Origin of the sequence: Marinoscillum sp. 108 (assembly GCF_902506655.1) — a bacterium.
GTDB classification, from domain to species: domain Bacteria; phylum Bacteroidota; class Bacteroidia; order Cytophagales; family Cyclobacteriaceae; genus Marinoscillum; species Marinoscillum luteum.
Map to the genome: position 1 here is coordinate 3320419 of NZ_LR734808.1, position 21355 is coordinate 3341773.

The 21355-nt window shown below is 46.9% G+C and carries 18 protein-coding genes and 2 tRNA genes; 11 read left to right on the forward strand and 9 right to left on the reverse strand.

What is annotated here, in order from left to right:
• Window positions 1-43 precede the first annotated feature (43 nt).
• The gene (locus GV030_RS13500; RefSeq protein ID WP_159582883.1) at window positions 44-1099 is read right to left on the reverse strand and encodes a LacI family DNA-binding transcriptional regulator; all 1056 of its coding nucleotides are present in this window, start codon (window positions 1097-1099) and stop codon (window positions 44-46) included.
• A 236-nt stretch (window positions 1100-1335) separates the two neighbouring features.
• Between GV030_RS13500 and nagB the strand changes: the two genes are divergently transcribed.
• Genes nagB through GV030_RS13515 form a run of 3 tightly spaced genes read left to right on the forward strand, consistent with a single transcriptional unit; the run spans window position 1336 to window position 5975 of the window.
• Complete coding sequence (gene nagB, locus GV030_RS13505; RefSeq protein ID WP_221413390.1) at window positions 1336-3246, forward strand: glucosamine-6-phosphate deaminase; 1911 nt, start codon at window positions 1336-1338, stop codon at window positions 3244-3246.
• A 33-nt stretch (window positions 3247-3279) separates the two neighbouring features.
• On the forward strand, window positions 3280-5082 hold the full coding sequence (locus GV030_RS13510) for a sodium:solute symporter family protein (protein WP_159582887.1): 1803 nt from the start codon (window positions 3280-3282) through the stop codon (window positions 5080-5082).
• Window positions 5083-5087: 5 nt separating this feature from the next.
• Window positions 5088-5975 (forward strand): ROK family protein, encoded by an 888-nt coding sequence (locus GV030_RS13515; protein WP_159582889.1) that lies wholly within the window; start codon window positions 5088-5090, stop codon window positions 5973-5975.
• Window positions 5976-6310: 335 nt separating this feature from the next.
• On the opposite strand, the gene GV030_RS13520 is transcribed toward GV030_RS13515, so the two are convergent.
• A tRNA-Asn gene (locus GV030_RS13520) sits at window positions 6311-6387 on the reverse strand.
• Between the two features lie 259 nt (window positions 6388-6646).
• On the opposite strand from GV030_RS13520, the gene GV030_RS13525 reads away from it, so the two are divergent.
• The 4 genes from GV030_RS13525 to GV030_RS13540 all read left to right on the forward strand — a co-directional run bounded on the left by GV030_RS13525 (window position 6647) and on the right by GV030_RS13540 (window position 10882).
• Window positions 6647-7078, forward strand: a complete 432-nt coding sequence (locus GV030_RS13525) for an Hsp20/alpha crystallin family protein (RefSeq protein ID WP_159582891.1) — start codon at window positions 6647-6649, stop codon at window positions 7076-7078.
• A 168-nt stretch (window positions 7079-7246) separates the two neighbouring features.
• The gene (locus tag GV030_RS13530) at window positions 7247-8737 is read left to right on the forward strand and encodes a Do family serine endopeptidase (protein ID WP_159582893.1); all 1491 of its coding nucleotides are present in this window, start codon (window positions 7247-7249) and stop codon (window positions 8735-8737) included.
• A 123-nt stretch (window positions 8738-8860) separates the two neighbouring features.
• A complete protein-coding gene (locus GV030_RS13535; RefSeq protein WP_159582895.1) occupies window positions 8861-10408 on the forward strand; it encodes an aldehyde dehydrogenase family protein in 1548 nt (515 codons plus the stop codon).
• 18 nt (window positions 10409-10426) lie between these two features.
• Window positions 10427-10882: a 3-oxoacyl-ACP synthase gene (locus tag GV030_RS13540; protein WP_159582897.1), complete on the forward strand. Its 456-nt coding sequence runs from the start codon at window positions 10427-10429 to the stop codon at window positions 10880-10882.
• On the opposite strand, the gene GV030_RS13545 is transcribed toward GV030_RS13540, so the two are convergent.
• The 3 genes from GV030_RS13545 to GV030_RS13555 all read right to left on the reverse strand — a co-directional run bounded on the left by GV030_RS13545 (window position 10879) and on the right by GV030_RS13555 (window position 13818).
• A complete protein-coding gene (locus tag GV030_RS13545) occupies window positions 10879-11376 on the reverse strand; it encodes a uridine kinase (RefSeq protein WP_159582899.1) in 498 nt (165 codons plus the stop codon). The two genes, GV030_RS13540 and GV030_RS13545, sit on opposite strands and share 4 nt — an antisense overlap.
• A gap of 128 nt (window positions 11377-11504) precedes the next feature.
• Entirely contained in the window at window positions 11505-13241 is a 1737-nt protein-coding gene (locus tag GV030_RS13550; RefSeq protein ID WP_159582901.1) for an ABC transporter ATP-binding protein, read from the reverse strand.
• A gap of 82 nt (window positions 13242-13323) precedes the next feature.
• Window positions 13324-13818 carry a hypothetical protein gene (locus GV030_RS13555; RefSeq protein WP_159582903.1) on the reverse strand — a complete coding sequence of 165 codons (495 nt, stop codon included), beginning with the start codon at window positions 13816-13818 and terminating at the stop codon, window positions 13324-13326.
• A gap of 224 nt (window positions 13819-14042) precedes the next feature.
• Between GV030_RS13555 and GV030_RS13560 the strand changes: the two genes are divergently transcribed.
• Window positions 14043-14116: transfer RNA gene (locus tag GV030_RS13560), tRNA-Ala, on the forward strand.
• A gap of 539 nt (window positions 14117-14655) precedes the next feature.
• On the opposite strand, the gene GV030_RS13565 is transcribed toward GV030_RS13560, so the two are convergent.
• Window positions 14656-15132, reverse strand: a complete 477-nt coding sequence (locus GV030_RS13565; RefSeq protein WP_159582905.1) for a C40 family peptidase — start codon at window positions 15130-15132, stop codon at window positions 14656-14658.
• Window positions 15133-15174: 42 nt separating this feature from the next.
• On the opposite strand from GV030_RS13565, the gene asnB reads away from it, so the two are divergent.
• Window positions 15175-17055, forward strand: coding sequence for an asparagine synthase (glutamine-hydrolyzing) (asnB, locus tag GV030_RS13570; protein ID WP_159582907.1), 1881 nt, complete (start codon window positions 15175-15177; stop codon window positions 17053-17055).
• Here the strand turns inward: asnB and GV030_RS13575 are convergent.
• Together GV030_RS13575 and GV030_RS13580 are read right to left on the reverse strand one after the other, a co-directional pair.
• Window positions 17052-17507, reverse strand: coding sequence for a Dps family protein (locus tag GV030_RS13575; RefSeq protein WP_159582909.1), 456 nt, complete (start codon window positions 17505-17507; stop codon window positions 17052-17054). The genes asnB and GV030_RS13575 overlap by 4 nt on opposite strands.
• A gap of 15 nt (window positions 17508-17522) precedes the next feature.
• Window positions 17523-18293, reverse strand: coding sequence for a bifunctional 2-polyprenyl-6-hydroxyphenol methylase/3-demethylubiquinol 3-O-methyltransferase UbiG (locus GV030_RS13580; RefSeq protein ID WP_159582911.1), 771 nt, complete (start codon window positions 18291-18293; stop codon window positions 17523-17525).
• 50 nt (window positions 18294-18343) lie between these two features.
• Between GV030_RS13580 and GV030_RS13585 the strand changes: the two genes are divergently transcribed.
• Window positions 18344-19492, forward strand: a complete 1149-nt coding sequence (locus tag GV030_RS13585) for a GWxTD domain-containing protein (protein ID WP_159582913.1) — start codon at window positions 18344-18346, stop codon at window positions 19490-19492.
• Complete coding sequence (gene rlmB / locus GV030_RS13590) at window positions 19493-20239, forward strand: 23S rRNA (guanosine(2251)-2'-O)-methyltransferase RlmB (RefSeq protein ID WP_159582915.1); 747 nt, start codon at window positions 19493-19495, stop codon at window positions 20237-20239.
• On the opposite strand, the gene GV030_RS13595 is transcribed toward rlmB, so the two are convergent.
• Window positions 20232-21302, reverse strand: coding sequence for a mannose-1-phosphate guanylyltransferase (locus tag GV030_RS13595; protein ID WP_159582917.1), 1071 nt, complete (start codon window positions 21300-21302; stop codon window positions 20232-20234). The genes rlmB and GV030_RS13595 overlap by 8 nt on opposite strands.
• Between the last annotated feature and the right edge of the window lie 53 nt (window positions 21303-21355).

Here is a 21355-nt window from a genome sequence, read left to right on the forward strand (position 1 = left end):
CCGCACCGATAAAATCGGTGCGGGTTTTTGATGTTTAGGGGTCTCAATGAATCCTGGAGGTGAGGTAGGAATCCAGGTTTTGGCGGGTGATGATTTCAATGGGGAAAATCTCTTTTTCCGGGAGGGTCTTTTGGAAGAGCAGGTGGTTCACCAGGTGATTGACGCCTATTTTTGCCATCCGTTTGGGATTTTGATTAATCAGAAAATCAATCGTTCCTTTTTTCAGATAGCGGAGGTTTTCTTCCAATAGATCGTAGCCCACCAGTCTAATGTGCTCCAGACTGTACTTTTCAAGTATCTGGGCTACTATGTACGTGCCTTTGGAGGTAGTCACAAAAATTCCCAGTAGATCAGGATTCAAGATGGCTTCTCTGATATGATCCTCTACCTCATGTGGAGTGCTGAGGTCGAGACTGATCACCTCGTAGGGCTGCTCCTGAAAATATTGCCTTAACCCATGCTCCTTGGCCATCAGGTGAACCGAGTTATCACGGTTTTCATAGATGTGCAGTGACATGATGGTTCGTCTGGTCCCACCTGCAAGGCTGAGGAGCTCACCGGCCACCTTGCCACTGTGTACCAGGTTTTGTCCGATAAAACACAAAGGATCGGCTTCAGGTATGTTGGTGTTAAAGAGCACATAAGGTATGGAGTGCGCTTTCAATTGCGCCAGCAGCTCGATAGATTCGTGGTGAAAGACAGGAGCGATAAGTATTCCGTCGGGTTTGCTTTCGAGTACAACATCTGTGGTCTTTTTGAATGAGCCAGGATTGTAGAGGTCAAAGAAAATGCAGTTGATTTCTACATCATAATAGGACCACTCTTCAATGCTTTGAAGTATCCCGGCTTCAGCCAGCGCCCAGTAGTCATCCTGTGCCGGGTCGGGCAATAAGGCGGTGATTTTGAGTGTCTTGTTGGATCCCAATGTTCTGGCGATCAGGTTAGGCTTATACCCGGTACGATTGAGAACGTCCTCTACTTTTTGCTGTGCGTCTTTAGATACTTTCCCCCTTCCATGCAGCACCCGGTCCACAGTACCCACCGATACACCAGCCATTTGAGCAATATCCTTGATTCTGATGTTTTTCTTATCAATCATTTTCGAAACATATAATGGTCAAAACTAATCAAAACCTGAGACTCTTTCTGATGTTGGTGTGTGCGCACACATTTTTATTTAAATTAATTGTGTGCGCACACATTTTTTTATACGTTTGTAAAAGATGACCATTTTAGGAGAAGTCGATTGATGTCTTTTCTATCTTTAAACTACCAAACAAAATGACTGACATATTGGAAGAGCCCATTCAGAATAGTCAAATACTCACCCATGAGATGGTTGGGTTGCATGAGGAAAAACGCTTTGAAAAGATTCACAATGTTGTTTTCAGTGAATCATCTATAGGCTCCAGAAGCATTGCCATGGAGATAGCTGATTTGATTCGGCATAAGCAGAGCAAAGGGGATGTTTGTGTGTTGGGCCTGGCCACAGGCTCCAGCCCGAAGGGTGTTTATAACGAACTGGTCAAAATGCACCAGGAGGAGGGGCTGAGTTTTCACAATGTAGTGACATTCAATCTGGACGAGTACTTCCCGATAGCACCCATCTCCAGTCACAGCTACTGGCATTTTATGCATGAGTATTTGTTTGATCACATCGATATTGATCCGGAGAATATTAACATCCCGAAAGGTGACCTGCAGGAATCTGAAGTCAGAAAATACTGCCTGGAGTATGAGCGCAAGATTGAAACATATGGAGGTATAGACCTGCAGATATTGGGAATTGGCCGAACCGGACATATAGGGTTCAATGAACCGGGCTCCCACGTCAATTCAATTACCAGGCTTGTCACGTTGGATCAGGTGACCCGCGAGGATGCCGCTGGAGATTTTTATGGAAAAGAGAATGTACCTCGCAAGGCCATTACCATGGGGATCGGGACCATTCTGAAAGCGAAGAGAATTCTATTGATGGCCTGGGGAGAGAGCAAAGCCACTGTGGCGGGAAGGATGATAGAAGGGGATATCTCAGGAGAAATACCTGCTACCTTCCTGCAGCAGCATCACAATACCACAGTGGTATTGGATACTGGATCTTGCGCTTACCTGAAGCGTATCTATACCCCCTGGCTGGTAGGTGGTTGCAAATGGGACGAGTTTACCACCAAACGGGCCGTGGTATGGCTTTGCCAGCAAACCGGCAAGCCTATCCTGAAGCTTACGGAGCGTGATTATAATGATCATGGAATGAATGATCTCATTACCGCTTATCCTTCTACCTATGAGCTAAATATTAAGATGTTCAATGCACTACAGCATACCATTACGGGATGGCCCGGGGGTAAGCCCAATGCAGATGATTCTCAGCGACCTGAGCGTGCCTTACCTGCCCAGAAGAGAGTGGTGCTTTTCAGCCCTCATCCGGACGATGATGTGATCTCCATGGGAGGTACTTTTATTCGCTTACATGACCAGGGGCACGAGGTGCATGTGGCCTATCAGACTTCTGGAAATATTGCGGTATTTGACGAAGAAGTGATCCGTTTTGCGGATTTCTACAATGAGCTGAAAAACTCTCAGGACAATAAGCAGTCAGGGCAAAAGGAGTTTTATCAAAAAATAAAAGCCGACATTCTCAATAAAGGTACCGGTGAAATGGATACTGATGATGTTCGCAGGATCAAGGGGCTGATCAGAAGGGGTGAGGCCCGAGCCGGCTGTCGCTTCGTAGGATTGCCAGATGAGCGAGCGCACTTTCTGGATCTGCCATTCTACGAGACCGGCCGAGTGAAAAAACTCCCGATCAGTGAGGAGGATGTCAGGATTACCGTGGACTTGCTCCGGGCCATTCAGCCACATCAGATCTATGCAGCAGGGGACCTCTCGGATCCACATGGTACCCACAGGGTCTGTCTGGATGTTATTTTCAAAGCACTGGAAGTCCTGAAGGATGATGATTGGCTGAAGGATTGTTACGTGTGGCTGTATCGCGGCGCATGGCAGGAGTGGGGAATCGAAGACATAGATATGGCCGTGCCTCTGAGTCCGGATGAATTGATGAAGAAGCGTCAGGCAATCTTCAAGCACCAATCACAAAAAGATGGAGTGGTTTTTCAGGGAACTGATGGTCGGGAATTCTGGCAAAGGGCTGAAGACCGAAACAGGTCCACCGCCAAGCTCTACGATCAACTTGGTTTGGCTGAGTATGAAGCCATCGAAGCCTTCAAGCGCTACCAGTTTTAAATTCACACACCATACTCATTAAATAACCCGGATATGCTTTTACATACCCTTGACTGGATCATTATTGCCATTTTTTTCGCCATCGTATTGGGAATAGGCTGGGTGGCCTCCCGTACTGCGGGCCAGAGTTCGGAAGAGTACTTCCTGGGAGGCCGCGGAATGCCCTGGTGGCTCCTGGGTGTATCCATGGTGGCCTGTACTTTTTCAGCGGACACCCCCAACCTGGTGACTGGATTTGTCCGGGAGAGTGGGGTGTCGAAAAACTGGGCGTGGTGGGCCTTTCTGATTACAGGAATGGTCACGGTTTTTATCTATGCCCGGCTTTGGAGAAAGTCAAGAGTCAATACCGATCTGGAATTTTACGAGATACGATACGGAGGAAAGCTCGCGTCCTTTCTGCGGGGGTTTAGGGCTATTTATTTGGGCGTGTTCTTTAATACCCTGATCATGGGCTCAGTCACACTGGCGGCTATCAAGATTGGTGCAGTGATGTTGGGACTGGAGCCTTGGGTGGTGGTGGTGGGTGCCTCCATTGTGGTGGTGATTTATGCCTCGCTCGGAGGCATTAAGGGAGTGGTTTGGGCGGACTTTTTCCAATACGGAATTGCTATGTTTGGTGCCGTATATGCCGCTTATGTGGCCGTGAGTCAGCCGGAGGTTGGGAGCCTTTCTGAGCTAATGAGTAACCCCATTATTGCTGATAAGATCAGCGTTATTCCGGATTTCAGCAGTGCCTCGGTTTGGGTGCCACTACTGTTGATCCCCCTGGCAGTGCAGTGGTGGGCCGTCTGGTACCCGGGCGCTGAGCCTGGTGGTGGTGGCTACATCGCCCAGCGTATGCTTTCTGCCAAAGACGAAAAAAATGCCATCGGGGCTACTTTACTGTTCAATTTTGCGCACTATGCCCTCAGGCCCTGGCCGTGGATCATCGTGGCGTTGGCTTCCATGGTGATTTATCCGGACCTGGATTCTATTCATGCAGAATTTCCGGATATAGATCCCACTTATTTGAAAGATGACATTGCCTATCCCGTGATGCTGGCCAAGCTCGGTACAGGGTGGATAGGCCTGGTGGTGGCGTCAATTATTGCGGCCTATATGTCCACCATAGGTACTCACCTCAACTGGGGCTCATCGTATTTTGTCAATGATTTTTACAAACGCTTTCTGAAGCCAGATGCGACCGATAAGCAGATGGTGGCCATGGGTAGATGGACTACGGTTCTTCTCATGATCATTGCAGGATTCCTTTCATTGTATGTGCTGGACAATGCCACTCAGGCATTCAATATCCTGCTTTTGTCGGGAGCAGGTTCAGGGGCCATTTACCTGCTGCGCTGGTTTTGGTGGCGAATCAATGCCATCACCGAAATTACTGCCATGATTGTGGCCACTGTGGTGGCTTTTGTGCTGGTGCTTGGCGTAGATGACGCTACCGTGGCCACGGAGGTTCTGGATGGCTTTACCATGAAGCTCCTGATTACTGTGGGTGTTGTTACGGTTTCATGGGTGTCCGTCACACTGCTGACCAGGCCGGAAAATGCCCAGGTTTTGAGAAATTTTTATCGCCTTACCCGCCCCGGTGGTCCTGGGTGGAGGCGAGTGGTGGAGGAAGCCAGAGCAGACAACGACCCATGTGATCATGGAGAGGGTGTTGTTTGGCAAATGCCATTACAAGTGCTGCTGATTTTTATTGGACTGGTGTCGGTTTATTCTGCCCTCTTCTCCATTGGCTCATTTGTCTATCAGGACGTTTGGTTGGGTGTATGCCTTGCTGCTGTTTCACTTTTGAGTACAGTGGCCCTTTTTAAAGTTTTTGGGAAATTGAAATTTTAGGACGGATGACAATAGGTGTAGATTTAGGAGCAACTCAAATTCGGGCAGCCATTTGTCAGGGAGATCGGTTGGAGCATAAGCGTCAGACCTTGCTGGAAAATAAAGATGTATTGGAGAAAACGCTTGATCAAATCTCTGATTTCCTATCCCCATTGATCAATTCCAATACGGATGGTATTGGGATAGGGGTGCCCGCTGTGGTAGACATTCCCACGGGCACTGTGTACAATTCAAACAATATTAGTTCTTGGAAGCGGGTGGAGCTCAAGCGCGAACTGGAGATGAGATTCGGACTGCCGGTGCATGTTAATAATGATGCCAACTGCTTTGCGTACGGAGCTTATAAGTATGGGCTGGAGGTCCGATGTGAAAACATGGTGGGTATCACACTAGGCACCGGAATAGGGATTGGTCTGGTGCTAAACGGGCGACCTTACTTTGGGAGCAATTGCGGTGCGGGAGAGCTGGGAATACTCCGCTACCTCGATGCCCGCTATGAGGATTTTAGCAGTAGCGGATTTTTTGTGACCCAGCACCAAACGACCGCACAGGCCGCAAATGAAGCTGCAGCCGGAGAGCATGGTGAAGTCACTGTATGGAGGGAGTATGGACATCATCTGGGGCAATTTGTGAAAATGGTGTTGGCAGCCTATGACCCTGAGGTCATTGCTTTTGGAGGTTCTATTTCCAAGGCTTTTCCGCTGTTTGAAGGTGACCTCAAATCTGCTTTGTCGGATTTTCCTTTTCAAGAGACCGTCCGTCGTTTGAAGTTGGTCACTATAGATCAGCAGGATCTTGCCATTCTGGGAGCGGCTGCTTTGTGGGATGAATATGAGCGTTTGGATCGGAGTGCTCTTGACTGGAAAAGAAGAAGTGAAATTACACACCCCTAGGAACAGCTTCCTGAAAGGTGCGGCTAGCCCTCGAGCCAGTTCGAGCCCGCGTCTTACCCGTCAGGACATAAAAAAACCTACCAGAATGAACTAGTAGGTTTTTTTTTTGGCTCCTCCTGTTGGGACGACCGGTGAGGTGCGGGCGGCTAGCCCTCGCCCCGGCCGGCGAAGTGATAACCCGCACAAATATTGCTTGATCGAAATTACACACCCCTAGCCCCTCTCAAGAGGGGAACGGGCTTGCTGAAAAGGGGCGGCTAGCCCTCGAACCAGTTCGAGCCCGCGTCTTACCCGTTAGGACATAAAAAAACCTACCAGAATGAACTAGTAGGTTTTGGCTCCTCCTCTTGGGCTCGAACCAAGGACCCTCTGATTAACAGTCAGATGCTCTAACCAGCTGAGCTAAGGAGGAATTTTTCGCTGCCTCTTTACAAGGCTTTGTAAAAAGGATTGCAAACTTAATTTTCTGTTTCATTATCTGCAAAACCTTTCACTTAAAAATTTTAATTACTTCTACATTTTTTAAATACAGGCCATTATGTCAGTTTATTTATCTATTTGTCATTAAAACCGGCCATTATGGCATTTGTTTGTTGTGATTTTCGGCTTGGTACAGAATTCGTTTAATGGGTAATCGAATTTGATGTTAAACAATTTAAACTTTCAAAAACATGACACTTATAAAGTATAACCCAAACGGCTTTAAGCCTGCGACATTCGGAAACTTCATTGACAGATTTTTCAATGATGACTTTTATGGAGGAAAAGGCATTACCAGCTTTTCACCACAGGTAGATATTGCCGAATCAGATAAGGAATTTGAAATTCAGTTTCATATCCCGGGTATCCAAAAGGAAAACATCAATATAGATGTGAAGGATGATCGATTGACCGTGAGTGGGGAGCGAAAAATGAGTCAGGAAAAAACCGAAAAGAACTACCACACCGTGGAGAGCTCTTACGGGACATTCAGTAGATCCTTCTACCTTCCAGACAATGTGAATGTGGATAAAATCGACGCTTCTTACAAGGATGGCGTACTCAACATTGTACTGCCCAAGGATGCTAAGAAGGAAATGAAAAAGACCATTGCGATCAAGTAATTAGAGTTGGAGCAAGTGAGGCCCTGGTTCTGGCAGTAGCCGGGATCAGGGTTTTTTGTTAAGATTTGTTAAGGTTATATACACTTACCGGGTATCGGGAGTTTAACCCAAACAAAGTCTGATCAAAGACAGTATAAGTCTATACGGAAATTAGAAATAGTAAGAATTATGAGTAAAAGAAATATATTTTTCGCAATGATTCTGTCTTCATTTTTGGGAGCAGCCATCGCCCTTGGCGGGTATGCCACACTAGTGGAGACAGAAGTCACAAATCAGATTCAGCCGGTTAGTGGTAACAACCCGGTGAGTTTTACCAATTACGTTTTTGATACCACAGACTATGTAGTTCCGCAGGGACTCAATTTTGTATATGCCGCCAAGTCTGCAACACCCGGAGTGGTGCACATCCGCACAAAATATGCTGCAACCACTCAATCCAATGGTGCCCGTAACCCAATGGAGGATTTTTTCAGAGACTATTTTGGTGATCGCTATGACAGGCGAGAGGGCGGACCGGGTATGGGAGCTGGTTCCGGGGTTATTATTTCTTCGGATGGATACATTGCTACCAACAATCATGTGGTGGATGGAGCTTCGGAGATCGAAATCCTGCTGAATGACAATAGTACTTACAAAGGAGAAGTGGTGGGCGTGGATCCTGATACCGACCTGGCCCTGATCAAAGTAGATGCGGAGAACTTGCCCACTGTGAAGTTTGGGGATTCTGAAAGCATGCAGATTGGGGAGTGGGTACTGGCCATAGGTAATCCGTTTGATTTCAGGTCTACGGTGACCGCAGGGATTGTGAGCGCCAAAGCCCGAAACATCAACATACTGGCACGTGGAGGAAGTGCTACACGCATAGAGGCATTTATACAGACAGATGCGGCTGTAAATCCCGGAAATAGTGGTGGAGCACTGGTCAATCTGAAAGGTGAGCTGGTGGGTATCAATACCGCTATCGCCTCTCCGACAGGAGCCTTTGCCGGCTATTCATTTGCTGTGCCAGCTACGCTGGTGAAAAAGGTGATCTATGATTTGAAGGATTTTGGTGCGGTACAGCGCCCCTTGTTAGGCATTCAGATTGTGGATGTGTCATCAGCACTGGCCGAGCAGGAAAACCTGAATGTGCTCAAGGGGGTATTTGTGGCTAAAGTGAACGAAGGTACATCTGCCGCCGAAGCAGGTTTGAAGGAGAAGGATGTGATCATTGCCATAGAGGGAAAAAAGGTGTCTAACGTGGCCCAGCTTCAGGAGCAGGTAGCGCTCAACAGACCTGGAGATAAGATTGAGGTCACGTTCATCCGGGATGGAAAAACTAAAACAGTTGACGCGATATTGAAGAACCAGTTTATGACAACTGAGGTGGTGAAGGCCAACAGCGCCTTTCAGATGGAGGGAGCTACTCTGGAGCCCGTTTCGGATACCTACAAAGAAAAGTTTGGGATAAAGTCAGGGGTGCAGGTGAAGTCTATTGAAAAAGGTAAGTGGAAAGAGGCCGGAATCGAGGAAGGGTTTATTATCACGAAAATAGACAAGCGACCGATCGCCAATATGGATGATCTATCTGCATCACTAAACGGAGCCAGAGGAGAGGGCATACTCATAGAAGGAGTTTACCCCAATGGAGAAAAAGCCTATTATGGGATAGGTTGGTGAGCGAAGTTAGCAGAGATAAGAGCCACCTTGCCCTTCGGCAAGGTGGCTCTTTTGGTTTTTAGGGTTTTTCGCAATGAGATTATTTAGCTTTGCCGCTCGAAACAACATTTAACCAAAACAGATATGAGTACCCCATCTTCTGACATGACTAAAATCCTAAAGAACCTTGGCGTAGAGGCATCTAACCCCGGTGCGGCTATAGGGAGCAAGTGGCTTCCTACCAAGGGTGAAGTGATCACTTCTTTTTCACCTGTAGATGGCAAGGCCATTGCCGAAGTGAGGCTGGCGGATGCCGATGCTTACGAAAAAGTAGTGCGAGCGGCTCAGGAGGCCTTCCTGGAGTGGCGACTAGTGCCCGCACCACAGCGTGGTGAGATTGTGCGTCAGATAGGGCTGGAGCTCAGAAAACATAAAGATGATCTAGGCACTTTGGTGTCTTATGAGATGGGCAAGTCTCTACAGGAAGGGCTGGGAGAAGTCCAGGAGATGATCGACATCTGCGATTTTGCGGTAGGGCTTTCGCGCCAGCTTTATGGGCTCACCATGCACTCGGAGCGCCCATTGCACAGGATGTATGAGCAGTGGCATCCTCTGGGCATTGTTGGGATTATTTCGGCATTCAACTTTCCGGTGGCCGTCTGGGCGTGGAACTCCGCCCTGGCGTGGGTATGTGGTGATGTGTGTATCTGGAAGCCATCCGAAAAAGTGCCTTTATCGGCCATAGCTTGTCAGAAAATTGTGCAGGGGATCTTTGAAAAGAATGGTGTGCATCCGGGAGTGTGTGGCCTGATCGTCGGTGATGCTGAAATCGGAAAGAGAATGGCCAATGATACCAGGGTGCCCTTGGTTTCCGCTACAGGATCTACACGCATGGGTAAAGCCGTGGGAGAAGCCGTAGGGCGAAGACTTGGGAAATCGATCCTGGAACTCGGCGGTAATAACGCTATTATAATTACCGAAAATGCCGACCTCAACATTGCCATTCCGGGTGCTGTGTTTGGTGCAGTAGGTACTGCCGGACAAAGATGTACTTCTACAAGAAGGCTCATCATCCATGAGAGCATTTATGAAGATCTGAAGCAGCGACTACAAAGTGCATATGGTCAGCTTAGGATCGGAAGTCCTTTGGATCAAAACAACCACGTGGGTCCACTGATCGACAAAGATGCCGTGCAGATGTACGAAAGTGCATTGACCAAAATTGCAGCAGAAGGAGGTAAGGCGGTTATCGCAGGAGAGGTGCTTTCAGGTCCTGGTTATGAATCCGGATGTTACGTGAAGCCTGCCATTTATGAGGTGAAAAACGATTACGAAATCGTGTGTCACGAGACTTTTGCACCGATTCTTTACCTGATCAAGTATAGTACCCTGGAGGAAGCCATCGCCATGCAGAATGCGGTGCCGCAGGGATTGTCTTCTGCCATCATGACAACCAACATGCGAGAGTCGGAGCTCTTCCTTTCTCAGGCGGGTTCAGATTGTGGTATTGCCAATGTTAACATTGGCACATCAGGAGCAGAAATTGGTGGTGCTTTTGGTGGGGAGAAAGAGACCGGTGGAGGCCGCGAGTCTGGTTCGGATGCATGGAAGGCTTATATGCGCCGACAGACCAATACCATTAATTATTCCACACAGTTGCCCTTGGCACAGGGGATAAAATTTGAATTATAAAATAATCAGGCAGGCTTCATGGAATTACACACGTTGAAATTGAAAGTTCATGAAGTCTGCTTGGATTTGATCCAAAGCAGAATAGACGGGCTCAATAATGAGCTTAGGGGATTTCAGGCGGCCGCCAATGAGGAGTCTAAAAGCAGTGCCGGAGATAAGTACGAAACCGGGCGTGCCATGATGCACCTGGAGAAAGAGAAGGTAGCCTCACAGCTCAATCAGGTGCTGAAGCAGCAGAAAGTTCTTCGGGAGCTCCATCCTGAACGAAAGTCAGAGAAAGTAGAGCTAGGTAGCTTGTTGAGTACAGATCAGGGGCTATTCTACATTAGTATTAGTCTCGGACTCATCCAAACTCCAGAGAAGGTGTTTTGTATTTCACCAGTGGCACCACTGGGAGCGGCATTTCTGGAGAAACAGGTTGGGGATTTGGTTTCCTTTAATGGGAAATCATACAAAATTGGCGAAGTGACCTAACTGATGGCTTCCAGAATTTTCTTAGGGTCATACGGAGCTTCCCCTGAGATGTCCAAATACTCACTTTTGTCTCCTTTTTTCTGGCCATATTTCATATATGACCTCCACACGTGTTCAGCATACCATTCGGGCTCTTCATCCCAGCGTTTGTCCTGACTTTTTCTGCCCAGAAAAACCTCCTTATCAATTTCTAAAAAAAGCTTTGCATCATACTTTACCCGCAGGGAGGCAGGATAAAATGAAAACAAACCTTCTACGATTTTGACATCAGCTTCTGATTTTTGAACATCATTGGTGAGCGAGTCCCACTTGATGGTGCTGGGCCTCTCCCAATCGGGTACGCCCTGCACTTTAGGAATGGAAATCTTGGGTTTCACATACTCATCCTGACAAAAGATGTCCACTGATTTGCCCGCTTTTTCAAGGTGGCTTTTCAGCTTCTCGGCCAAAGTACTTTTACCCGCACGGCTCACACCTCCGATTCCTATTATCATGCTTTTTTTGGGTTTTAATCCTGGTTTAACAACGTGGCATTCTACATGCCCGAATTTATTTTGCTGATCAGGGGAGGATAAATATACAAACTCAAATGGAATTAACCAGCCCGCGGTGTATTGTAAGCTTAAATTCTTGCCTGGTAAGTGTAAAGTTGAAAGTAGCGGCCCTCTTTTTGGATCAATTCGTCATGGGTACCCTGCTCGGCAATCTGACCATTTTCTACCACCAGAATCTGATCGGCCTGACGAATGGTGCTCAGCCTGTGGGCAATGACAAACGAGGTACGCCCACTCATGAGCCTGGCCAAACTCTCCTGAATAAAACTTTCGCTCTCGGTATCCAGATTGGAGGTAGCCTCATCCAGGATGAGTATTCTCGGGTCTGCCAATATCGCTCGAGCGATGGCTATGCGTTGCTTTTGACCGCCGGAAAGTTTTACGCCCCGTTCACCGATTCGCGTGTCCAATCCTTTTTCGAACCGATCGGTAAACTCGTCCACGTGAGCGGCTTTTACGGTAGTCATCAGAGCTTCTTCTGTGGCATCCGGTCTTGGGAAGAGAATGTTTTCACGAATAGTGCCCTCAAAGAGGAAATCATCCTGAAGGACGACTCCCAGCTGACTCCTATAGCTATCCAAGGAAATTTTAGAGAGGTCTTCATTGTCAATGGTGATGATGCCCTCATCGGGGGTGAGGAAAGATGCAGCAAGGCTGGCGATGGTGGATTTTCCCGAGCCGGAGGTCCCCACCAGGGCAGTCACAGAGCCAGCCGGAGCCTTGAAGCTAATGTGCTTGATTACATGGTTGTCGTCTTCATAAGAAAAGCTCACGTCACGAAACTCCACGTCACCTTTGATCTGTGGGATGCGAATGGTTCTTACCGAGCCATCGTCTTCTTCTGCAAGATTCATGATCTCCTCTGTGCGGTCCAGTCCGGCAAATGCCTCTGTGAGCTGGCTGCCGATGTTACTCATCTGCACGATAGGGGCGATCATAAATCCCAAATACAACGTAAAGGCCAGGAAATCTCCGATGGTCATTTCGCCCTGGACAATCAGGTATCCACCAATGCCCATGATGCCAGTGCTGGCAAGGCCCAACAGAAATGTGGCCGAACTGGTAACCAGGCTGGTGGAGGTAAGGCTCTTTTTTACATTGAGGTATAGCTTTTCCACGCCTTCTTCAAAGGTCTTGATTTCTTGTTTTTCTGCATTAAATCCCTTGATCACCCGCACCCCACCGAGTGTCTCATTGAGGCGGCCGGTTACTTCGGCATTCAGTTTTCCCCGCTCTCTGAAAATGGGGCGAATGTACCCAAAGGCCTTTAAAGAGATCACCCCAAAAATGGAAACCGGCACCAACACGTAGAGTGTCATCATGGGGCTGATGTTGATCAGAAGGAACAGGGAAACAATGGCAGTAAGGAGACCTCCTACCAGCTGTACCAGTCCTGTACCCACGAGGTTTCTTACCCCTTCCACGTCCGTCATGATACGGGATACGAGCTCGCCGCTTTTGGTATTATCAAAAAATCGAACCGGCAAGTACATAATCTTTCGCTGTACCCTGACTCGCAGTTGAGAGATCAGGTGCTGAGCTTCTACGCTCAGTATGCGTGTCAGTAGAAAGGAAGTGATGGATTGCACCACAATGGCTCCGAGAATAGCCAACAGAAGTACTTTTAGCATTTCCATGTCACTCTTTGCGATCACATCGTCCATCAGGTATTTACTGGCTCCCGGCAATACCAGGCTGGCGGCCCGGCTGATCACAATCAATATCAGACCTACGCCAATGATCTTTCTTCTGGGCCATACGATGGTTTTGAACACATGGCTCAGTGTTACTTTGGATTTGCTCATAAAAGGAATTTAGGTAGGAAAGCGAAATGCTTCCAAAAAGGTTCTAAGATTCCTTCTACGGATATGTGATGAAAATGATTTCTTATCTCCCTGCTGGGATTGCTTCCTGATGAAAAGTTCCGGAAAAGGTGCGATTGATCCGCTGGCCCAAATAAGTGCTGTCCTGATCGTAGGCATAGATAATGCGTAAGTCGATGTCCGCGGAAATACGCCAGTTTCCGTTGCTGCGTGTTCCGGAGATTTTGCCGCCTTCTATGGTATTGCCCACGGCTTCCATACAGAAGCAGTATGGATAAAGCCTGATTTTCAATTGTCGAAGTTGGTCAGCACCTTCGTAGTGAAATTGCGTGGTGTTCGGAATCTGAAAATAAAGGGCCTCTGCGTATTCATCATCCATTACATTCTCTTTGTCCTCTGCCTGATGATATCGCAGAAACACTAGTGAATCTCCCGGGAGCACATAGGGGTGTTCTTCTATCAGCTTGGCATTCTGATAATACGTGTTTTCTGTTCGGGAGGGGTTGGTAAGGCATGCCGACAGCATGGTCAAACAAAGTAAGGGCAAAAGGGCTTTCATAGTTTTTAAATCTGTCTATCAGGACACGGGATCGCGTGGAAGGGTTGATGACGGGAGAAAAATATAAAGGAGGGGTTGGTTAAATTGAATTTTAGCTTAAATTCGCAATCCTTAAAGAGCAAAAGCATCAGGCTTGCGCTTAAACTCGAAAAAGGGGCATTAGCGCAGGTGGCCGGGTCGCGGAGACCAGAGCACCACGCTGATTCACTTTCTGATCAAAAAAAGGGGCATTAGCTCAGCTGGCTAGAGCACCACGCTGGCAGCGTGGGGGTCATCGGTTCGAATCCGATATGCTCCACTTTATTAAAACACCTAAGTAATTGTAGTTCAATGCTTGAGGTGTTTTTTTGTTTTAGCGAACCCCCTAGTTCCAGCAATTACTTTTGATCAAGCAATATTTGTGTTGGGCATCACTATATAGTTATATTTTGTAAAGTCGAATTAATGCGCTGTGGATTCAGAAAGGTAAGGGCGCAAAGGCGGGCGGGGCATCCAAGGCAAGTGTGAATCATTTTGACTCCAATAAAATTCCTAAAAAAGGCTGAAACACGATGAGTCAAAATGATTTTTTGCGTTGGTGCCTTTTCTTTTGCTTCGTTTTCTTTGGGCAAGCAAAGAAAATGAAGGGTAGTAGCAATCAGTCGGATTGCGCCACATGACGTGTGGGATCACTAATCCATATTGAATCAATCCCCACAGAAATTTCGTATGATTCATTACTTTTTAAAAGTCATCACCCAGTTCGATTGCTTTAGTGATATCAAACTTTTCTTGACATGTATAATCTAATATTTTACTGCCATCTCTTTTAAAAAATTCTGAGCTTGTTAAACGGCCTTACTTTATCACTCTCCTGAACTTCTTCACATTATTCATATAGTAGCTATCCATCAGGCTGGATTCTATCACTCCGCTCCGTGTGGAGGCATGCACAAACCTGATGTCATCCTTTTCCGCATAGGTGATCATGCCGGCGTGGTACCACTTTTCACCTTTTTGTTTAAACTTAAAATAAACAATGTCTCCTGGGCGGATGCTGTCCCAGGTTTTGCTGCTACCTATTTTGGATTGGTCTTTCGCCGTACGTGGCAGGGTTACATCGATGGTCTTGTAACAATTGTAAATCAACCCGGAGCAATCTATGCCGGATTTGGACATGCCCCCGTAACGATAGGGGGTGCCTATGTATCTTCTTCCCTCGGCGATTACCCGATCAATCTTTTTGGTCTTTTTCCGGTTTTGAGCCGAAATATTACTGACCATCAGAAGGCTAAAACTTGCGATAAAGAGGATTTTAAGAAAAGTACCGTTCATCCCTGTATGATTTCATGCTTTAGTCCATAAATTTAATGCCATATGTGCGGGATTACAGGAATTTTTGCATTTAACTCTGTCGGGAGAATCAATCTCGTGCATCTGGAAGCAGCCACAAGGCGCCTGGAAAAACGTGGCCCTGATGTTCATAACACCTGGTTTGATGAGGTGGCAGGGCTAGGGCACCGGCGGTTGTCCATCATTGACACCTCGGCCGCCGGTAATCAGCCCATGACGGATGCCTCCGGGCGCTATCACATTGTATTCAATGGGGAAATTTATAACTACAAGCACCTAAGGACTGAGCTTCAAAATGAAGGGTGTGTTTTCCATTCGGACAGCGACACGGAAGTGTTGCTCCAAGCCTATATCCGGTGGGGGCAGGAGGTGCTCCCCAGGCTGAATGGGTTCTTTACGTTTGCCATTTATGATCAAAAGGAGGAATTGCTTTTTCTGGCTCGGGACCGGCTTGGGATCAAGCCTCTGGTATATCATGTGGACGGTGATCGTTTGTTGTTTGCCTCCGAATTGAAGGCTCTGATGGCCTATGGTTTGGACAAACAAATCAACCGGGAAGCGTTACATCTCTTTTTTCAACTCACTTACATTCCGGCTCCTCTGTCCATACTGGAGGGAGTGAAAAAACTCCTGCCGGGTCATTACATGGTGGTACAACATGGAGCGGTGGAGATTAAAAAATTCTATGAATTTCCCTATCAGGAATCACCACCTATCCGAGGCCTGGCCGAAGCTAAACAGCAGTTGATTACGACGCTGCGAAAAGCAGTGACCGACAGGCTGGTAGCTGATGTGCCATTAGGCGCTTTTCTCAGCGGGGGCATCGATTCGTCAGTCATTGTGGCACTGGCCAGCGAGGAGGTCAAAGACCTGAAAACTTACAGCATAGGATTCAAAGACAACAAATACTTTGATGAAACGCACTATGCTCAGCTAGTGGCAGACAAATTTCAGACGGATCATCATGTATTTTCCCTGACCAATGATGACCTCCTGGCTGAGGTGCAAAATGTGGTGGATTATATAGATGAGCCTTTTGGCGATTCTTCGGCACTGCCAGTCTTTATTCTGAGCAAAGAGACCAGAAAGCACGTGACAGTAGCTCTCTCAGGAGATGGAGCGGATGAGATTTTTTCTGGATACAACAAGCACAGTGCCTGGCTCATGAGTCAGCAGACAAGTGCAAGAAACAGCCTGATTGCCTCACTGGGGGGGCTTTGGGAAAAGCTCCCAAAGTCAAGAAATCATAAGGTCACCGATACCATCAGGCAGCTTCACCGGTTTGCCAGTGCACAGAAAATGACCCTCAGGGAGCGGTACTGGTTTCTGGCCAGCTTTACTGATGATTTGCAGATAGGGAGGTTGCTGAAGTCTGATTATCAAACAGATCATATGTCTTTCAAGAATAACCTGCTCCAGCTTATGAGGGTGGGTGAATTGAATGAGGTGCTGGCGCTGGACTCACAGTTGGTTTTGCAGGGAGATATGCTCCCAAAAGTAGATATGATGTCCATGGCCAATGGCCTGGAGGTGAGGGTGCCATTTCTGGATCCGGCAGTGGTGGAGTTGGCTTTTTCTATGCACACAGATTTGAAGGCAACAAGTACTGGCAGGAAAATAGTGCTTAGGGAGGCCTTTCGCGAGGTTTTACCTGAGGAGTTATATCAGCGGCCTAAGCATGGGTTCGAAGTGCCTCTTCTGGATTGGTTTAAAGGCGCCCTGAAAGGGGAGCTGGAAAAAAAGGTATTTAACCGCGAAAAGATAGAAGCTCAGGCCATATTTGACTGGAATGAAATCGCCCGAATCAAAAAGAAGCTCTATTCTTTTGACCCGGGCGATACTCATATTTTGGTGTGGTGCCTGTTTGTCTTTCAAAACTGGCACGACCGTTATTTTAATGATTAAGCGGTCACTTCCTCACCCAGCCAGGACTTAAACATCCACATGGTTTTTTGCTGAGTATTGATGAGGGCAATCATCATATCCTCTGTTTCGTTATCGCCACATTCTACAGCCAGCGCCTTCACCACATTTTCCTGATCCACGAGCTGGCTCAGTTGTTCGTGAATGGCCGTAACAGTTGCTGTGTCGAGCGATACATTTTTATGCACACGAAGTTTTGAAGTGCTGAGATAATCATCAAACGCATGAAGCGGCGTGCCACCAATCGTCAAAATACGCTCGGCGATTTCATCAATAGAAGTCAAGGCCTCTGTGTACAGTTCCTCAAACTTTACATGTAGCTCAAAAAACCGCTTTCCTTTGATGTTCCAATGGAATCCGCGGGTGTTTTGATAGTAAATATGAAAGTCGCTGAGTAGTTGATTAAGTTCGATTATTAGTTTTTCTGAATTCATGATCTTTTTTTGTTTTTACTTACTTAGAATAACAAAAAGATCAAGGTTTTGTTCGGACTTTTCCCTGACAAAATAGTCCTCATGTGAGATAGAAAGAACCAGTTCGTCCGACTGGTTTTTGAGTTTATTTCGGTTTCGTCTATTGAGGATTTCATAGGGCTTTCTGAGCAGTGCCGCCGGGAGCCTGTATTGCAGGTCCAGGATGTCATACTTCATGATTTTCTGCACAGACTTGCGGTTGCGCTCATGGTATTCCATCACCTTTTCATTGCCCGCTATTCCTTTCATATCTACTGAGGAGAAATATTTTCCAGCCAGAGTGGCCAATTGATCTGCGGTATATTCCCGGATGTGCCATGGATTACGGCTCAGGGTCATTTTGATGTTGGGCGTAGATAGAATTGCTTTTCCTCCAGGCTTTAGGATGCGGTGGATTTCTGAAAGAAAAAGTTCATCCTGCTGAATGTGCTCGATCACCTGAAAACTTACCACCGTATCAAAACTATTATCCGGCAAATCGATGGGAGGAAAAACACCTGACTCAAAGCGCGCATTCTTGAATTTTCCACGTAATGTTTCAATAACTCCTTCAATTTTATCGAGTCCCAAATAACTATCTACTTTATTCAGAAGTAGGGATACGCCCCTGCCTTCGCCGCAGCCCAGTTCCAGCAAGTCTCCCGAAACCAGCGGCTCAGCTGCGTAATAAGCTTTTAGGAGCCTTTGATGGATGGGGTTGTCTGAGGGGATCTGGTCTGATGTGATCTCAGTAGTATATACACTCATGGCAATTTTTTTGGCAAAGAAACCAAATTATTACTTAACTTTTTTGCCTTATGCAGCGACAGAGAAGTGGTTTTCTTATTTTCCTTATTTGTCTGGCATCGGTTTCTCATGCTTTAGACCTTTCCAGAATTAACCTTGGCTTTCAATATGATCTCAGTGCCGGCATGACCATCAGTCATCGGGTGGTGGAGGTGAATGAAGGTGTGGCGGTTTATTTTAGGGTGAGCACCGATAGCCTGGGTGCATGGCAGAGTCATTTTCTTTTGCAGGAGAGATACAATTCACTCAAGCATGATACCCTGAGTAATTACACGCTGGATACACTGCAGATCAGTCTGTCTTCCGGATACTTTAAACTTACCCTGCCCCAGTCCTCAAAAGCATTGTTGCTCATCAGTATGGTGGACCTCAACAGAGGGCTGTACAGAATTGGAGATGTTAGGATTTCAACCCCTGTGGGGTTTACTCCAAACCTTCCGCTGGATGAGCGGGGCCTCCCAATTTTTGATAGTTATGTGACGGGTGAGAGCGTACGCATAGCAGGTGAAGTAGGCGAGCTCCATGCATACCAATACCTGGATGATTTTGGGTCGGCAGACCCACCCATGGGCCTCATGAAGCCTATAGCTCCCAGCCTGTCCATCGATAGTTCTTTTTATTTTGAAGGGGAGCTGGTCAGTATGGAGAACTACCACTTTTACCTCATTCAGGAGGATACCCTGGCTCAAACCGCCCTTACGCTGCTCAAGTGTCCTGCGTACTATCCGGAGTTCAAGCGATTGGATGAACTGATTGGTCCGCTTACATACATCACCACTCCTACGGAGCTCAAGGCCATCAGTGATAGTCAAAGTAAAAAGATTTTTGAAAATTTCTGGCTCAATACCTACGGGACCAAGTTTAGAGCGAAAAATGCCATTCGTGTCTTCTACAAGCAGGTGGAAGATGCTAACAGACTTTTCACGGATTACAAGCAGGGATGGAAAACTGACCGGGGGATGATCTACATCATCTTTGGTCTTCCAGATCAGGTCTTCCGCAATGAAAGCACAGAGGTCTGGAAATATAATGACGGCCCTGAATTTGAATTCATCAGGATTTCAACTCTCTTTACACCCACAATGTATACCTTGAAGCGTGACCGCCAGTATGAGCGGCTGTGGTATTCACAGGTAGGGGATCTCAGAAAAGGCTTATAAATGGAAGTAAAGAAAAATGAACATATGATCTATGGCATACGGGCTGTCATAGAAACCATCCATGCAGGAAAGGATCTTGAGAAAGTGTTCATTCAGAAGGGGTTGAAAGGGGATCTGGCGAAAGAGCTTCAGGGGCTTATTCATGGGAGACAGATTCCACTCTCCACGGTGCCTGTAGAAAAAATCAACAGTTTTACCCGTAAAAACCATCAGGGAGTGGTGGCCTTTTTGTCTCCTGTACAATACCACAAAATAGACCATGTGCTGCCTGCCGTATTTGAAAACAGACGTGTGCCTCTTATCCTTATACTGGATAGGGTTACGGATGTCAGAAATTTTGGAGGGATTGCCCGTACTGCTGAGTGCATGGGTGTGGATGCCATACTGATCCCTACCAAAAACAGTGCTCAAATCAATGCGGATGCCATCAAGACGTCAGCCGGAGCACTCAATTTTATTCCCGTGTGCAGAGAGGCCAATCTGAAAGAAGCCATCCAGTTCTTAAAGGACTCTGGGCTTCAGATAGTGGCCAGTACTGAGAAAGCAGAGTCTTACTTTCAGGATATCGATTTGATGGTACCCACGGCCATCATAGTGGGTTCTGAAGATGAGGGAATTTCATCTGCCTACCTGGCCATGGCCGATAAACAGGTGAAAATCCCTATCAGTGGAGAAATAGCTTCGCTAAATGTGTCAGTGGCTGCCGCCATGGCTCTGTACGAAGTAAATAGGCAAAGGCTTATATAAACTTCTCGCCTTTTTCCATTTTCACATCGGTGACAAACCGCCTGAAAATACCCGAATCTTCCTTTTTGCAGATCAGGAGTACATCCTCAAAGTCAGCAACGAGGTAGCCTTCCAGTCCCTGGGCTACGATCACACGATTGGTTTCGCTGAGAATGTAATTATCCTTAGAGTCGTAAGTGATCACATTACCCTCTATTACGTTTTCGTTCTCATCTTTGGTCTTGATTTCGTGCAGGGCATTCCATGAGCCCAGATCGGACCACCCAAAATCCCCCAAAACCACATATACACTGTCCGACTTCTCCATGATGGCATAATCTATGGAGTTGCTTTTGGAGAGCGAATAAGCCGATTTGATAAACTTCGGCTCATCGGGAGTATAGTAAATGCCAGAACCTTCCTCAAAAGTTTCCGCCAGCTCGGGCTGATACGTTTCAAAAGCATTGATGATGGCCGTGACACTCCACACAAAAATGCCGGCATTCCATACAAAATCGCCGCTAGCAATGAATTTCTCAGCCAGTTCTAGTTCGGGCTTTTCAGTGAAAGTCTTTACCTTCTTGATTTCTTCGTCGGATTCTTCAAACTGGATATAACCGTATCCGGTTTCAGGTCTGTGGGGCTCTATGCCTATAGTAAACAGACGTTCATCGTCTGCGTGGTCCACTGCCTGCCCAATCACCTCCACAAAAGCTGCTTCTTTAAAGATGACATGATCGGATGGCAAAATGACCATTACGCCATTAGGATCTTTTTCTTTGATTTTATAGGCAGCGTAGGCAATGCAAGGGGCTGTATTTCGTTTGGAGGGCTCGAGAAGTATATTCTCGCTGGGTAGCTCAGGTAGCTGCTCGGCAAGAAGATCTTTGTATATTTCGTTGGAAACCACCCAGATATTTTCAGAGGGTACAGTTTCCTTAAACCGGTCAAAGGTCATTTGAAGCAAAGTTCTGCCTGTTCCCAAAACATCTAGAAATTGTTTTGGTTTATTATTGCGGCTGTAAGGCCAAAACCTTGTTCCTGTACCACCTGCCATAATCACTACATGGATATTCTTGTTCATGTTGACTGTTGCTGAAATTAATGCTTTCTGGATTATTTTCGACAAATATAGAC

Bases quoted from the DNA above. Each gene is read 5' to 3' on its own strand.
- GV030_RS13500 (WP_159582883.1), bottom strand. From the start codon at position 1,099: ATGATTGATAAGAAAAACATCAGAATCAAGGATATTGCTCAAATGGCT.
- nagB (WP_221413390.1), top strand. From the start codon at position 1,336: ATGGTTGGGTTGCATGAGGAAAAACGCTTTGAAAAGATTCACAATGTT.
- GV030_RS13510 (WP_159582887.1), top strand. From the start codon at position 3,280: ATGCTTTTACATACCCTTGACTGGATCATTATTGCCATTTTTTTCGCC.
- GV030_RS13515 (WP_159582889.1), top strand. From the start codon at position 5,088: ATGACAATAGGTGTAGATTTAGGAGCAACTCAAATTCGGGCAGCCATT.
- GV030_RS13525 (WP_159582891.1), top strand. From the start codon at position 6,647: ATGACACTTATAAAGTATAACCCAAACGGCTTTAAGCCTGCGACATTC.
- GV030_RS13530 (WP_159582893.1), top strand. From the start codon at position 7,247: ATGAGTAAAAGAAATATATTTTTCGCAATGATTCTGTCTTCATTTTTG.
- GV030_RS13535 (WP_159582895.1), top strand. From the start codon at position 8,861: ATGAGTACCCCATCTTCTGACATGACTAAAATCCTAAAGAACCTTGGC.
- GV030_RS13540 (WP_159582897.1), top strand. From the start codon at position 10,427: ATGGAATTACACACGTTGAAATTGAAAGTTCATGAAGTCTGCTTGGAT.
- GV030_RS13545 (WP_159582899.1), bottom strand. From the start codon at position 11,376: ATGATAATAGGAATCGGAGGTGTGAGCCGTGCGGGTAAAAGTACTTTG.
- GV030_RS13550 (WP_159582901.1), bottom strand. From the start codon at position 13,241: ATGAGCAAATCCAAAGTAACACTGAGCCATGTGTTCAAAACCATCGTA.
- GV030_RS13555 (WP_159582903.1), bottom strand. From the start codon at position 13,818: ATGAAAGCCCTTTTGCCCTTACTTTGTTTGACCATGCTGTCGGCATGC.
- GV030_RS13565 (WP_159582905.1), bottom strand. From the start codon at position 15,132: ATGAACGGTACTTTTCTTAAAATCCTCTTTATCGCAAGTTTTAGCCTT.
- asnB (WP_159582907.1), top strand. From the start codon at position 15,175: ATGTGCGGGATTACAGGAATTTTTGCATTTAACTCTGTCGGGAGAATC.
- GV030_RS13575 (WP_159582909.1), bottom strand. From the start codon at position 17,507: ATGAATTCAGAAAAACTAATAATCGAACTTAATCAACTACTCAGCGAC.
- GV030_RS13580 (WP_159582911.1), bottom strand. From the start codon at position 18,293: ATGAGTGTATATACTACTGAGATCACATCAGACCAGATCCCCTCAGAC.
- GV030_RS13585 (WP_159582913.1), top strand. From the start codon at position 18,344: ATGCAGCGACAGAGAAGTGGTTTTCTTATTTTCCTTATTTGTCTGGCA.
- rlmB (WP_159582915.1), top strand. From the start codon at position 19,493: ATGGAAGTAAAGAAAAATGAACATATGATCTATGGCATACGGGCTGTC.
- GV030_RS13595 (WP_159582917.1), bottom strand. From the start codon at position 21,302: ATGAACAAGAATATCCATGTAGTGATTATGGCAGGTGGTACAGGAACA.